The organism is Agarivorans sp. D1326 (genome assembly GCF_056958115.1).
In genome coordinates this window covers 21,151-35,837 of the sequence record NZ_JBTWEN010000008.1, presented here as the reverse complement: position 1 = coordinate 35,837, position 14,687 = coordinate 21,151, and the positions used below count along the sequence as shown (strand labels likewise).

At 45.9% G+C, this 14,687-nt stretch carries 13 protein-coding genes; 8 read left to right on the top strand and 5 right to left on the bottom strand.

The features are described from left to right. The first annotated feature begins 37 nt into the window (after positions 1-37). The 6 genes from ACYFDN_RS15390 (at position 38) to ACYFDN_RS15365 (ending at position 5,222) form a co-directional block, all read left to right on the top strand. Positions 38-1,237 carry a multidrug effflux MFS transporter gene (locus ACYFDN_RS15390; protein ID WP_483511815.1) on the top strand — a complete coding sequence of 400 codons (1,200 nt, stop codon included), beginning with the start codon at positions 38-40 and terminating at the stop codon, positions 1,235-1,237. A 45-nt stretch (positions 1,238-1,282) separates the two neighbouring features. Continuing rightward, entirely contained in the window at positions 1,283-2,581 is a 1,299-nt protein-coding gene (locus ACYFDN_RS15385; protein ID WP_483511814.1) for a condensation domain-containing protein, read from the top strand. Between the two features lie 140 nt (positions 2,582-2,721). Beyond that, the gene (locus tag ACYFDN_RS15380) at positions 2,722-2,979 is read left to right on the top strand and encodes a GrxA family glutaredoxin (protein ID WP_016399846.1); all 258 of its coding nucleotides are present in this window, start codon (positions 2,722-2,724) and stop codon (positions 2,977-2,979) included. A gap of 165 nt (positions 2,980-3,144) precedes the next feature. After that, entirely contained in the window at positions 3,145-3,339 is a 195-nt protein-coding gene (locus tag ACYFDN_RS15375; RefSeq protein ID WP_016399845.1) for a DUF4250 domain-containing protein, read from the top strand. A 58-nt stretch (positions 3,340-3,397) separates the two neighbouring features. After that, complete coding sequence (locus ACYFDN_RS15370) at positions 3,398-3,991, top strand: hypothetical protein (protein ID WP_483511812.1); 594 nt, start codon at positions 3,398-3,400, stop codon at positions 3,989-3,991. Positions 3,992-4,202: 211 nt separating this feature from the next. After that, positions 4,203-5,222, top strand: coding sequence for a porin (locus tag ACYFDN_RS15365; RefSeq protein WP_016399843.1), 1,020 nt, complete (start codon positions 4,203-4,205; stop codon positions 5,220-5,222). A gap of 123 nt (positions 5,223-5,345) precedes the next feature. On the opposite strand, the gene argA is transcribed toward ACYFDN_RS15365, so the two are convergent. Next, on the bottom strand, positions 5,346-6,677 hold the full coding sequence (argA, locus tag ACYFDN_RS15360) for an amino-acid N-acetyltransferase (protein ID WP_016399842.1): 1,332 nt from the start codon (positions 6,675-6,677) through the stop codon (positions 5,346-5,348). A 252-nt stretch (positions 6,678-6,929) separates the two neighbouring features. On the opposite strand from argA, the gene ACYFDN_RS15355 reads away from it, so the two are divergent. After that, complete coding sequence (locus ACYFDN_RS15355; RefSeq protein ID WP_016399841.1) at positions 6,930-7,586, top strand: TetR/AcrR family transcriptional regulator; 657 nt, start codon at positions 6,930-6,932, stop codon at positions 7,584-7,586. Here the strand turns inward: ACYFDN_RS15355 and ACYFDN_RS15350 are convergent. Then, the gene (locus tag ACYFDN_RS15350; protein ID WP_016399840.1) at positions 7,578-7,790 is read right to left on the bottom strand and encodes a hypothetical protein; all 213 of its coding nucleotides are present in this window, start codon (positions 7,788-7,790) and stop codon (positions 7,578-7,580) included. The genes ACYFDN_RS15355 and ACYFDN_RS15350 overlap by 9 nt on opposite strands. A 172-nt stretch (positions 7,791-7,962) precedes the next feature. On the opposite strand from ACYFDN_RS15350, the gene ACYFDN_RS15345 reads away from it, so the two are divergent. Then, positions 7,963-8,787 carry an HDOD domain-containing protein gene (locus ACYFDN_RS15345; protein WP_483511810.1) on the top strand — a complete coding sequence of 275 codons (825 nt, stop codon included), beginning with the start codon at positions 7,963-7,965 and terminating at the stop codon, positions 8,785-8,787. An 84-nt stretch (positions 8,788-8,871) separates the two neighbouring features. Here the strand turns inward: ACYFDN_RS15345 and ACYFDN_RS15340 are convergent, their stop codons facing one another. From ACYFDN_RS15340 to ACYFDN_RS15330, 3 genes are read right to left on the bottom strand one after another with little or no spacing between them, the layout of a single operon-like run. Then, on the bottom strand, positions 8,872-12,015 hold the full coding sequence (locus tag ACYFDN_RS15340; RefSeq protein WP_483511809.1) for an efflux RND transporter permease subunit: 3,144 nt from the start codon (positions 12,013-12,015) through the stop codon (positions 8,872-8,874). Positions 12,016-12,062: 47 nt separating this feature from the next. Further along, on the bottom strand, positions 12,063-13,226 hold the full coding sequence (locus ACYFDN_RS15335; RefSeq protein WP_016399837.1) for an efflux RND transporter periplasmic adaptor subunit: 1,164 nt from the start codon (positions 13,224-13,226) through the stop codon (positions 12,063-12,065). A gap of 17 nt (positions 13,227-13,243) precedes the next feature. After that, on the bottom strand, positions 13,244-14,641 hold the full coding sequence (locus ACYFDN_RS15330) for an efflux transporter outer membrane subunit (RefSeq protein ID WP_483511807.1): 1,398 nt from the start codon (positions 14,639-14,641) through the stop codon (positions 13,244-13,246). Positions 14,642-14,687: the final 46 nt, after the last annotated feature.

The following is a 14,687-nucleotide window of genomic DNA, read 5'->3' as shown; positions in this document are numbered from 1 at the left end:
ATCCGCTTTTGGCTTTGATTTACAATGAAGAACGCTGATGTATTGGAGTTTATTAGTGAGCTATTCGCGAGTCCCGCTGTTTTTTTCTATTGCCTTTATTGCTTGTTCCCAATTAACCAATGGGTTGCTGGCACCTGCCTTACCAGAAATGGCCACGCATTTTGCGGTAGAAGAGCACTTAGTGCAGCGCCTCATTGTGGTGTTTATTTTAGGCTTAGGCATATCCCAACTATTTTATGGCCCGTTAGCCGATAGTTATGGCAGACGACGGGTATTTTGGATGGGGCAGGCAGTTTTCCTGCTGGGTAACTTACTCACGTTTTTGGGCTTTAATCATCTTGATTTGTTATTAGCTGGTGTACTTATTCAAGGTTTAGGCGCAGGCAGTAACCAAATACTGGCCCGCTGCTTAATTAGTGACAGTTATCGCGGTAAAGAGTTAAAACATGGTTTTGCTTGGTTGGGCATGGCTGCGTCGGTTATTCCCGTTTTAGGTCCGGTTATTGGTGGCATAGTGACGGCTTACTGGGGCTGGCACTATCTATTTGTGATCATTGGTATTGCTGGCGCAAGTTTACTGATTATTGCTGCCAAGCTATTACCAGAAACCCAAACAGAAGTTGGCCCGCCGCTAAACTTGAACCGTGTGGCAAACGACTACTTAAGCTTGGCCTTCGATCGCCACTTTATTCATTATTCTAGCTTTGCTTGGATCGCCAGCATTGGTTTGATGTACATGATTAGTAGCGCGCCTTTTGTATTGCAGCATGGCTTTGGTTTGTCGGCTGATGATTTTGGTTTAGTGATGATAATCCCGGCTGCAGGCTTGGCTTTGGGCAGCGCTTTTACTCGCCGCTTTAATGGTCGCTGGCCAGAGCAACACATTTTGCTGTTAGCGTCGCTGCTGCCTTTTATTGCAGCCTTTATATTGCTCACTCATGCAAGCACTTTAGTTTGGGTAATTGCAGCAATGAGTTTGATCAGTATTAGCGTAGGGGCTATTTATCCTATTTCTCAATCTGGTTTGTTTGGCCACTTTTCGGGGCAAGCTGGCACGGTGTCTGCCCTAAGTGGCACAACGCAGATGACCCTTACCGCCTTAGCCGTTGGTGGCTTAACAACCGCCTTTATGCCGAGCCCAAGTGCGATGGCGATCATATTTAGCGTGATGGCTTTAGCCTTAATACTCAACATGGTGATCCAGATAGTGAAAGTGAAAGCGCCAACTATGCAATGATTGCTGCTTATTGAGTTATCTGCAGTTTACTTGCTTTAGGGGGTTATGATGACGATTCGCCAATTGGGAAAAACTGAGTCTTTGTTTGCCGAATTAACCAGCACGGGTGCCATGTTGGTGGTGAATGCGGTGACAGTGAAAGGTAAGATAAACACTCACTTTATTCCGCGAATCCATCAGTTATTGCAACTTCGCCACCCGTTTTTGTCACTGTGTTTAAAACAAGTGGCGCAGCAATGGCAGTGGCAAGAGTGTTCTAGCCAGCCAGAACTTGAAGTGGCAGAAATTGATGAAAGCAAGCTGCCATTTTCCCAAGCACTGCGTGACACCATGCAGCAGCAAACTAATACCCCGCTTAACGTTGGCGGCCCGCTTTGGCGGGTATCGGTTTTGTTAGGTCAGCAGCAATCGGCTTTGGTGATTAGCATGCATCACAGTATTTGTGATGGCTTGTCGGCGGCTTCTTTGTTAGCTGAGTGGTTAGAGCGGCACCAGCAAGTGGCTCAACAAATGGTGCCAGATATTCAGCGCTTAAGTATTCGCGCTGGCGTTCACCAAGCCTTGGCCATGGATGAGTACTCGCCTGACGATAACCCTTTTGCCACTCCTATTAGTCCGGCTCAAGCAGGAGTATGGCTAAACCAAGCTGGTTTAACGCAAAACCAACAGAATAAACTGGAGCTGTTGAATTTTAGCCAGCAACAATCTCAGCGTTTATTAGCGATAAGCCGCAAGCATCAAGTGAGCCTAACTATTACTCTTTATTGCGCAGCGATTGAAGTAGCCGCAAAGATTGCTCGCTCACCAGTGAGTAAAGTAAGTGCAGGCGGTAATGCCAATGTTCGACCAATAGTTGAACCACCGGTAAATCAGCAAGAACTAGCTTGTTATGTTTCTATGTTCTCGTTTGAAGTGGCTAGCGATTCATCGCAAGGCTTTTGGCAACGCGCTCAGAAAATTAAACAGGCCTATAAAGAGAAAGTAGACTCTGGTCTGCACTTGGTATCGTGTAACGATAATTGGTGGGAGGCGCAGGCACCACGCCGTGCCGATGATGAAATGCAACAAGTAGCAGGCAGATTCAATTGCTTACACCTATCTAATCTTGGGCCTTTAGAGCCAGTGTTTGACTCTTTGGAAGATTCTGGTTTAGTTCCCCAGCAATACTATTTCACTGCCGCTCAGCATTTGGTAGGGGCCATATTTTGGCTTGGCGCGCAAAGTGTCGCTGGCGCATTAAGCCTTACGATTAATTGTGTAGAACCGATGGTTGATCAAGCAATGCGTAACGACTTTAGCAGATTGCTTAAACAAGGTTTGTTAGGCTTAATTGAAGAGCGTTGAGCGATGAAAGATAACGCTAACAGACGAGGTCTATAAGATTTGATAGCTAGTACCTATCGCTAACAGTGAAATATTCGATTTTTTTATTTAGTAGCTAGCCGCTATAGTAGGGCTAATTCACATTGGTTTTGGAGTTTAAGATGTTTGCAGTAATTTTTGGTCGCCCTGGTTGCCCTTATTGTGTTCGTGCCAAGCAGATCGCCGAGCAATTAAGCGAAGCACACGAAGACTATAACTACCGTTATGTTGATATTCATGCTGAAGGCATCTCAAAAGCCGATCTTGAAAAAACTGTAGGTAAGCCGGTTGAAACTGTACCGCAGATTTTTGTTGACGAGAAACACGTTGGCGGATGTACCGAGTATGAAGCATTAATGCGCGAACAGTTTGATATCTAATACAAGATTACCTCATTAAAGCCCGGCACTCGCCGGGCTTTTTGTTGCCCACTACTTAAGTAAACAAAAAAATACAGCATTGTTGCTAGCGCTTAGCTACAAAAGTGAGGATTGTTTAACTAAGCTCAAATTAACTCGATGTAGCCAATAGATGAGGAGTTAATTATGGATGCGAGCTATATGTTGAACCTCGAAGCCAACATCTTATTAGGTATTGTGAACGAAAAACTGCGCTTAGAGTGTAATAGCCTAGAAGACCTAGCCTTAACCTTTGGTTTTGAAGAGCGCTCTTTAGCGCGCCGGTTAGAAACCATTGGTTACCATTACGATGTGATAACCAATCAATTTAAGGCTATTTAAACTTGGCTTAAGTTACTGAATGTTAGACACTGTTGATGTGTCTAACAGGAGGTGACCGATGCTAAGGAAAATAGGATTATTATTGGCGTGCTGTGTTTCGCTGCCCGCACTCGCGGATGTAAGCATTGGTGCTGGCTATACCTTTGGCGGCGAAATGACCGACCTAGACACTGAACAGACCTATTCGGTTCGTTCGGCTCCTTCTTATATGGCCGCCTTTGATTTTGCTACTAGTCGTGGCGAAAACCGCAAACGTGAGACTTACGAAAACTACGTGGGAGTGTTGGTGTCTTGGCAAAACACCGAGATGGACGACTCGGCTACTACCGATGTTGACGTAGTATATGCTCATTTAACCGCATCACGCCGATGGCAATACGAAAACTTTGAAACCTTTGCCAGCGGTGGCGCTGGTGTTACCCATTTTGCTGCCAGCCCAGGTAGTGATACCCAACGCTTTTCTATTAGCTTAGGTGGCGGTTACTTTTATCACCTCACTGAAAACCTCGATTTAAAACTAGAAGGCCGTCTATATGGCACCTTTGTAAACGAAGGTACCAGGATAGAGTGTGGCCCTGGCTGCCAAGTTACTTTTGTGGGCAGTTATTGGTCCCAATTGGGCTTAAATTTGGGGCTAAACTACCGATTTTAACCTCACCCGCTAACGATATAATCTTCTGGTAAGTGCTGAAAAATATCAGCACTTACTAAATAAACTGCTTAAAAAATAAACTCTTACAAACTATTCAATAAAGTTCCGCTGTCATTAATCTTTAATACTTCAGTCACCTAGCTGTCATTTTTCAACCCTAAGATTTGTTCAACTTTTACTTGATGTACTTCACACTTTTTTAGGGATTAAAATGAAAAAGCTTACTATTATCGCTCTGGCGGTTGCCGCTGCTTCTGGTTCAGCTAACGCTGCTAAAGTTTACGAAGATGAAAAACACGCTGTTGATCTATATGGCCGTGTATACGCTGGTTACACTGCTGGTGACGATGCTGGTAAATCTGACAACTTTGGTGCTGACCAATATGTTCGTTTTGGCGCTAAAGTTAAATCTCAGTTTGGTGAGTCAAGCTACGCTCTTGGTCGCTACGAGCTACAAATGGAAAACAACGGCGAAGGTGACAACACTTCAGCTACTAAAGCACGTTTAGCTTACGCTGGCTTCGGTGGCGACTTTGGTGAAGTAACTTTCGGTCGTAACTACGGTGCTTTAGAGCTAGTAGCCGATTGGACTGATTCAAGCTACGTTAACCCTTACGGTAACTCTGCGATTGGTATCAGCTCTAGCCGTGAAGAAGGTATTGGCCGTTCAGACAGTGTTCTTAAGTACGCTGGCGAGTTCAACAACTTCGACATCCACGCTTCTTACAAGTTTAACGATAACCAAAAAGATGAGACTACTGGCGCTAGCCAAGACAACTCTGCTTACGGTATCGCTGTAGCTTACGGCTTCGACTTTGGTTTAGGCCTAGGTGCTGGTTACAACATTGCTAACAATGGCGATGCTAAAGACAGCACAATGGCACTAGTTGGTGTTAACTACGACGCTAACGGTGTTTACGCTGCACTTAACTACTCAATGGGCGAAAACAACAAAGCCTTTAAATTGCACGGTTCTGACGCTAAGAACGAGCACACAGGTTACGAGTTAGTTGCTGGTTACAAGTTCACTAAAGCTTTCCGCGCGCAAGCAATGTGGAACAAAGCTGAAGTTGAAAACGAAGGCCAAGCTAAATACGACGCTGTTGATTACTACACTATCGAAGGTCGTTACGACCTGACTAAGCAACTACGCATTGTAGCTGCTTACCAAATCAACAACATCGACGACGCTGAAAACGAATTCCACTTCGCAGCACGCTACGACTTCTAAGGAAATGTAGTCAACACGCTAAGCGCCTACTTAGCGTGTTTCCTTATTATCTTGTGTATGTTTGTCTTTTTACCAGCTCTATCTAGAGCTGGTTTTTTGTATTTGGCTACTCAGCAATAAGGCTTAGTGAGTGATATCCATCATTAAGATCTTAGAGCGTCGTTGCAGGTTGTAGATAGCCTGCTTTTCGGTAGGAAGATCTTCAAAATCGGCAGGTGCAAAGCCGCGCTCTCTAAACCAATGAATGCTTTTAGTGGTTAGCACAAACAACTTACTTAAGCCTTGTTGTCGAGCGCGTTTTACAATCGCTTGCAATAAGCGATCACCACGGCTGGCTTGACGATATTGCGGGTGGCTAACTAAACAGGCCAGTTCGCCAATGTTTTCTTGTTCAAAGGCATAGAGTGCAGCACAGCCAATGATCATGCCGTCGCGCTCTACAATGGTAAATCGTTCAATTTCCATCTCCAGCAATTCGCGTGAGCGACGCACTAGTATGCCTTCTTCTTCTAGTGGTCTTATTAACTCGATAATGCCATTAATGTCATCAAGCCTTGCTTCGCGCACCCGTTCGTAACTGTATTGAACTAGCTGGGTTCCACTGCCATCGCGGGTATAGAGCTCTTGCAGTAGCGCGCCATCTTGCTGATAGCTCACTAAGTGGCAACGATCAATGCCTCTATCACTACACTGGATAGCCGCGCGTAAGTAGCGAAGCGTGTCTTTGTCGGTTTCTCGAAGAAAGGGCTCAGAGCGCATCAGCTGATTAGCGGTGTCTGGCAATAGCTCACTCACTAGCTGGCCTTTGTCGTTATGAATGCCTTGCTCGGGGCAGAAATAAATCACTTTGTCCGCTTTTAACGACACTGCTATTTCAGTGGTAATGTCTTCTGAACAGATATTAAACAGTTCGCCAGTTACGGAAACGCCTAATGGTGACACCATGACGATTTCGCCATGGTCCAACTGGCGTTTAATGCTCTGATGGTTAATGCGTCGCACCTTACCGGTGTGCAAAAAGTCGATGCCATCTTCTACGCCAATGGGCTGGGCTACCACAAAGTTGCCACGCACCACATTAATGTGGGCTTGATGCAAAGGTGAATTCACCAAACCCATAGACAGCTGGGCTTCAATATCCATTTGGATTTGGCCAACGGCTTGCTTAATGATGTTAAGGCTACGCTCGTCGGTGATGCGTTGTTCACCGGCAAACAAACAACTATGCTGATGTGCTGCAATCAGACCATCGATTTGTGGTCGAGCGCCGCATACCAATACTATTTTAACCCCAAGGGTTTTAAGTAGCGCGATATCTTGGATGATATTGCTAAAATTGCCGCTGCTGCTGGCTTCGCCACTAAGCATTACAACAAAGGTTTTGCCTCGGTGGGCATTTATATAAGGCGCCGACTGACGAAACCAGTTGACTAAATCTTCGGCCGAGCGGTCCAAATTCTTCTCCGTGAATAACTAGCTACTAGATCTGACTAATGAGTCAAATATTTGTGTATTGTTGCATATTCCTTAGCATTGTCGAGCAATATGTTTTTCTTCATGACAAAACTTATACACAGTTATCTTATGCAAGAGTTGTTTAGTTAAGCTATGTGGAGTATAAGCTGCTGTATTATCTCAGCTAAGCTTCATTTAATCTGGATTAGCTGATGGAATTTAGATGATATTTTTATCAATGAGAGGGTGAATATGGAAAACTATGTCGTACCTGAGCATCTGGCGATGCGTAAGCAGCCAAGCCAAGAGCGAACCAGGCGACTAGTGGAGCACATCCTAGATAGCACATTGTCTCTCATCAAAGAGCAAGGTATGGCATCGGTAAATACCAACCTTATCGCTCAATATGCCGAGATCGACATTGCTTCTCTGTACCGTTTCTTTAAGAACAAAGATGCGATCTTTTTTGCCCTCGCTAAGCGTTGGTTTGAAAAGGTCCAGCTAGTTGTTGCAGAGCACAACTTTCAACAAGTTGTTGGTAACATCGTAGAGTACAAAGACAGCACCCAGTTTCTGATTAATCAGCTACCAGAAACCGATGTTATGTTGGTGAGTTTTCATGAACTGTTCACTCACGATCAAGATTTTAAAGCCTTAGAGTATTGGCACCGCGAGATTGTGATACTCCACAGTAAACGCTCGTTTATTGAAAATGGCTCAAAGTGGGATGATGAAGCCCTAACCAGTGTTTGTTTGTATTTGTATGGTTTCACTCGAAACTTTATGGCGGGAACAATCGGTTTTAGCGCCGAAGAGCATCAACATCAATTTACTTGGTTTCAAGTGATGTTAAATGAAGTACGTGAGATGGTGTTGTTAGGCGAAGTACCGGAGCAGTTTTTACGCTAAGGCGTCACTGACAATATGCGCTTGGCTGGCACTGGGGTATTCTTGCTCGTCAACCAAGCGTTCTGCACCTAAGCAATGTAACCACGAACCGTAATCTAAGGTTTTGTTTCCTAAAATTAATTCTTTTAGAACCTGTTCTGACAAACCTTGAGTAATAGGTTTACAGCTCGGCCAAGTTTTCCTGCCATTTTGTGCGATCGTCACTGTATTTTCCGCGCCTATAAGGTCAAACTATTCTGCATATAAGATTCAGTGTGGGTCAATTTGGTGATAAACAAGTCAGCTTGTTACACCAATGTGAAATGGCGCTCAATTTTTGACCAATTGGTAAGTGAAAGCATGCAGTGCTTCACATTATTTTTTTAGGGAGTAATCCATGGAACTGGAAGCCTTTTTCCAGCAGGTAAAAAAACTGCCAGTGATGCCGCAAATTATGCAGGAATTGCTGACCAGCATTAACGATGAGAATGTCGATTTACATCAGTTGGGTAAAAAGCTCGCTACTGATCAATCTTTGGGTGCCAACGTACTTAAAATGGCCAACTCGGCGGCGTTTCGCGGCATTAAACAAATTGACTCTATTGAAGCCGCAGCTATTCGCCTTGGTTTAAAGCGGGTTCGTTCATTGGTGGTTGCTGCGGGTTTAAATGGCATGATGCCAAGCAAAAACTTCGACCAACAGCAGTTCTGGAGCCAAGCCATGTATGTGGCGTTGCTAGCGCAGGCTTTAGCAAAAAGCACCGACATTGAACCGGAAATGGCGTTTACCTGCGGCATGTTACACAACTTTGGTGAATTATTAATAGCCAGTGCCACACCCGAAGAAGCGGGCTTAATTGAGTTGAGCTTAGAAACCGGGGAAACGCGGGTGTCGGCACAACGCCAAACCCTAGGTTTAGATTATGCGCAAATTGGTGGAGAGCTAGCGCGCCGTTGGAACTTTTCTCCGGTAATCACCGATGCCATTGAGCAGCAGCTTAATCCAATGGATTTTGAAGAAGTGTCTAAGCCAGCGGTACTAATCCGCTTGGCCATTTTTGCTCACCATGCGCTTAACGCCGGTTTAAGTAGTGAAACGGTGGCCAACAACTTACCTGCTCCTTTGTGTGAAGTGGTGGGGGTTGATACACAGAAGGTGACCGAATTTATTGCCGACGCAGTAGAGCAAGGCGAGCAAATGGTTGCGACCAGCGTAGCTTAAACATAAGTCTGTTTAGACTAAAAAGGGATTAGCTAAGCTAATCCCTTTTTTGTTTGAGTGGCTTGTTTGAGTTAGGCATTTGGTTTAATTGCTGGGAGATTCAAACCCTCGTAGCCACCACTGCTTGGCTTGTTTTAGTGCTCGTTGGGCGTCTTCTAACAACAGGTAGTTAACTGGCACAATCAACAAAGTGATCATGGTGGCGAAGATAATGCCAAAGCCTAATGATACCGCCATGGGGATCAAAAATTGTGCTTGGGTACTTTTCTCGAAAATTAGCGGCATTAAGCCTGCAAAAGTGGTGAGGGAGGTGAGAATTACTGCTCTAAAACGAGCCACGCCGGCATTGGCTACCGCGCTCATTAAGTCCACCCCTTTTTTACGTTGGCGATTAATATAATCCACCAATACTAGGCTGTCGTTTACCACCACCCCGGTCAGCGCCAGCATGCCCATCATGCTCATAATGGTTAATGGCATGCCCATAATCATGTGACCTAATACTGCACCCACTGCGCCATAGGGGATGATTGACATAACTACTAAAGGTTGCCAGTAGGAGCCAAATGGAATTGCCAACAAGCCGTAGATAACAAACAGTACAAACAACAAGCCAAAGCCTAAACTACTAAAGGATTCTCGTTGTTCTTTGGCTTCGCCTTCTAGGCTAGCATTTACCTGTGGGTAGGCCACCAAGGTTTGGCTGAGCCACTGCTGCAGTTCTGTTTTAATCACCTCAATATTGGCTTGCTCTTTGTTCACGTCGGCCCGGATATTTTGGGTGCGTAAGCGGTCTATGCGAGTAATGGTGGCTGGGCTTTGTGAAGGGGTAACGCTGGCCACTTCACTAAACGGTAACTCGGCCCCGTCGGGGGTGCGAATAAGCATGTTATTGAGGTTGTACTGAGAGCGACGCTCGCTGGCGGGATAGCGAACGTATACTTTTACATCTTCACGGCCACGTTGAATGCGCTGCACTTGATAACCAAAAAATGCACTTCTTACCTGTTGGGCTAAATCATTTAAGCTCAACCCTAGCGCTTGGGCTTGTGGTTTAATGTTTAGTTGTAGCTCTAGTTTGCCGTCGGCTAGGCTGTCTTCAACATCAAATACTGCTGGGTATTCTTGTAGTTTTTGCTTGGTAAGGTCGGCAACCTGCGCCATCGCTGCAAAATCGTTACTGCTGAATTGCACATCTAAGGGCGAGCCTCCGCGGCCTATTTCTGCCCTAAAGGTTAGGCTTTCTGCGCCAGGCAGGCTACCGATGAGTTGTCGCCATTCTCTGACTAAATCGCCACTGCTAATTGGGTTAGTACGAGACTCGGGTGGCTCTATTTCAAATACCACTCGGCCTTTATTGCTTTGGCCACTTCCGGAGCCACCGCTAGAACCGCTGGTGGCCAAAATATTCAAAATAACGCTATTGCCGGTTTCTTGGTCACGGTATTTTTCTTGTAATTCTAGGGCGGCACCGAGCATGCGATTAATGTAATCATCGGTGGTATTAAAGGCGGTGCCCGCCGGCATTACTAAGGTGGCACGGGCGGTTTCACTGGGCACTCTAGGGAAGAAAATAAAACGTACCCAGCCAGCTGTCGCCAAAGACAACACCACCACAAAGATACTAATGGCGATGGCCGCACTTAGTAGTCGTCGAGATAGAGCAGCTTTTAGCAGCGGCTTATAAAACTTTAAAATAGCCGCTTCAAAGCCGTTGGCAAAGCGGTTTTGCCAATAGCTAAAGCGCCCCGGGTTATTACTTGCCGGTTTGATGTGTTTTAAGTGGGCGGGCAAAATCAACTTTGATTCCACCAAAGAAAACAGCAGTACTGGAATAACAATCAGTGGAATTTGTGCAAATATTTTGCCGCGTACGCCTTCAATCATCATTAGCGGCATAAAAGCAGCAATGGTGGTGAGTACGCCAAAAGTAACCGGTACAGCCACTTCTTGCGTGCCTTTAATTGCCGCATGCAAGGGCTCCTCACCTGCTTTTAGATGAGTATATATATTCTCACCGGTGACAATGGCATCATCTACTAAGATCCCCAGCACCATGATAAAGGCAAATAACGAGATAATGTTGATGGTGACATCCATGGTTGGCATCAGCAGCAAACCTCCCATAAAGCTAATGGGAATACCTATACATACCCAAACCGCAATCGCGGGCCGTAGGAAGATTGCCAGTAACAACGCCACCAATAAACAGCCTTGAATGGCACTGTTTTTTAAGGTGTTTAAACGAGCTTTTACGATTTTGGCACTGTCTCGCCAATAGTTTAGCGAAATGCCCTGCGGCAAATAAGACTGCTTATCGTTGATGTATTGCTTCACCGCATCGGAGATGGCAATGGCACTTTGATCGCCAACTCGGTACACCTCAATCATTACTGCAGGTTGGTTATTGAAGCGGTTCTCGATGGGAGTTTCTTCAAAACCATCGACCACCGTAGCAATGTCTGATAAGCGAATGCGGGTGCCATCGGCACGACTAATAATCAGCAAATTGGCAAACTCATCACCTACATATGCTTGGCCTTTGGTGCGCAGTAATATCTCACCGCCCTGAGTTTTCACTGAACCTGCAGATAAATCTAGCGAGGCTTGGCTAATGGTTTGAGCAACTTTACTTAGCTCTAGGCCATATTCGCGTAGCTTTTGCTCGGAGACTTCGATAGAGATTTCGTAAGGGGCTACCGAATCTAACTCGACCTGAGTGAGCTCGGGTAGCTGCAATAGTTCATCACGAATCGATTCCGCTACTAAGCGCAATTCGCTATGAGCTAAGTCGCCGGAGACGGCAACGGTAATGGTTTCTCGCTTACGCTGGGTAAGACTTACCACTGGGCGCTCTGCATCGCTAGGGAAGGTATTAATCGCATCGATACGTGATTTAATATCGCTCATTACATCGCGAGTATCGTAGCGAGAGTTAATTTCGGCGCTCACCCGAGCAGCGCCTTCTTGCGAGACTGAAGATATTTGGTCGATACCTTCAATATCGCTAATCGCTTCTTCTATGCGAATGGCTAGGCTTTCTTCGCTTTCCTCTGGGCTGGAGCCCGGCAAAGCGATGCTCACATTCACCATATCTAATTCAAACTCAGGGAAAACTTCTAGCGGCAAACGAAACTTGGCCGAATATAAACCTAAGCCGACGATTAGCACCATTAGCAAGTTAGCGGCAACATGATTGCGAGTGAACCAAGCAATTAAGCCATGCATAATAGGCCTCTCCCTAAGGGGATTAATTGGGTAATTTGCTGCATGGTTTAAGCTCCTATGGGTTTAGCGGGGGTACCACTAATTACCCTGCCAAGGGGCGTAGTTACCAACATTTGGCCGGCTTCAATGCCGCCGTTCACAATATAACTTTGCTGATCTTGCCACAGAATATTGACTGATTTTCTTTGTAGTAATCCATCTTCCAATACAATCACTTGTTGCCCGGAATAGAGGGCGCTGCGAGGGATAATAAATACCTGCTCTAAGGTTTTTCCTTGAATTTGCGCGCTGACAAACTGGCCAATCTTAAGCGCCGGTTTGTTTTCATTGGCGGGGCCGTATGGGTCATCAATTTTTGCCACCACAAAGAGTTGCCTGCTGGCGCTATCTAGGGCTGCTTCACTGCGTTCTACCTTAGCTTGCCAATGGTATTCTTTAGCGCCAAAGTTAGTGCTTAAATCTACTAGAGGTTTACTGGCTGGGCTTTGACTGCGACGATAGTTTTCAGGAATATTTAATACGCTTTGTTCGTTCAAACTTAAGGGTAAACGCACTTCCAAATAATCGACAGCGTAGCTGCTCGCTAGGTTTTTCCCGCTGCTAACGTATTCACCCAACTCGACATTTTTTTCTAGAATTCTTCCGGCGTAACTGGCGCGAATCACGGTGCGTTCTAAATCCAATTTAGCGCGAGTTAACTTGGCTTTGGCCGAGGCCATCGCGGCTTCTTGGGCGGCCAATTGGGGTTTGCGTAAGACTAAGTCGTTGGCCGGTTTGCCTTTGCCTAAGCGTTTCCAGTCACGCAGGGCTTGTTCTACTTTGGCTTGTTCTTCGGCTAATTGCAGTTGGGTAGTTTGTAACTCTGCTTCGGCGATAGTGATGGCATTTTGGTAATCTCTGGCATCAATTTTAAGTAGCACTTCGCCTTTTTCAAAAAAAGCGCCCTCGCGAAAATTATCCGACACATAGGTAATACTGCCAGCTACTTGGGCGACTAGGTTGCTTTCGGTATGTGGGCGAATGGTTCCAAAGGAGCTAACACTGGCCTGATAACTCTGCAAACTGAGTGGACTCACTTCCACTGCGAGTTTAGCGAGTTCTGCTTGCGGTTTACGTTGAGCCTGTGGTTTGTTTGCCTTGATGTATTGGCTAATGAGTAGGCCAATAATAATCACCAACAGAGGCAGGCTAAGTCGTATCAGTTTGGCCATAATTGGCATCACTCCAGTTAAAATAATGGCTCGGAGGTAAAGGCCTCACGAGTGGTTTGTGCTTGTTCGAGATGCCCTCCTAGGGCGAGGTAAAGCTCGATACGATTTTGTAGCTGCAAGTTAAGCGCAGTAATAGCGCTGCTTTGGGCATCAAAGGCGCGGCGCTGCGACTCTAATACCGTGACGTATTCATTTAAGCCTGCTAAGTAATTTTCAAAGGCTAAAGACTCAGCTTGTTTTGAGTCTTCCGCTGCGGTGGCGAGTAGCTGGGCATTTTGGTACAGGCTAGGCTCGAGGGTGAGGCTTTCTTCCACTTCGCCAAAACTTGCCAATACCTGCTCTAAATATGCCGAGTTTAAACCTTGAGCAACCGCATATTGTTGAAGCTGCTGATTCTCGCGACGAGCGGCGTCAAAAATTGGCGCTGTCACTCCGGCAAACAAAGACCACACCAATGATTCGCCATTAAGTAATTGGTTAAGTTGGCTGCTTTGCGCGCCGCCACTGGCGGTGAGGGTAAGGCTCGGGAAGCGGTCACGATAAGCTGCATACACCCGTAAGTCGGCAGCGGCTAGCCTATATTGAGCTGCCTTAATGTCGTGGCGTCGAATTAATAACTCTGAGGGCAAGCCTGCTGGTATAGCATCTAATGGCACGTTAAGTTGCCCAGCTACTTTAATGTCACCGCCGGGGTAGCGACCAAGCAGCAGCTCTAGCTCGCGCTGTGCTTGAGTGAGTTGATTGTTTCGAGAGTTTAGCTGGGCCTGAGAAGCACTTAAGTCAGCACGCGCTAGGTAAACATCTAAGGCACTGTTTAAACCACTTTGATAGCTTTCTTCGATAATTTGCAGGTTGGCTTTGAGGTTGTTGTAACGCTCTTCTATGAGCTGTTGCTGCTGCTGGGCCTCAATCACGTTATACCATTGTTGCGCAGTGTTTGCGGCTAAACGAATTTGCGCTTGTTGCCATTGTTCAAAGCTTACTTTGGCATCTAACACTGCGGCTTGTTGCAAAGCATCAAGTTTTCCTAGCCAATCTATTTCCCAGCTAATATCTAGGCCTGCGCGCAGTTGAGTGGCGGTGCTACTATCGCTGCCACTGCGTTGGCCGGTTAAAAAGGCTTCAACATTTGGCCAGCTTTGTGAATCTTGGATTTTTACTTGGTAAAGCTGTTGGTCAAGGGCAAAGCCTTGTTGTTGTAACGCGGGATTATTGCTTAGCGCTTCAGTGATCAAGGTTTGGAGGTCACTAGGTAAGGCTTGCTCAAATCGCTGTTGATTGAATTGACCTTGCTGATATTCACTGGTCCAGCTGGTGGTTGTGGCCACAGTATGCGGTTCATGAGCAGGCGTATCGTTCAAACTGCAAGCGCTTAAACTTACAATAAGTAGCGTTATCCAAGCCCAACTAGCCACGTGCATTCCATGTCCTATGATTCAATCCTTACTATTAGTGTTATTT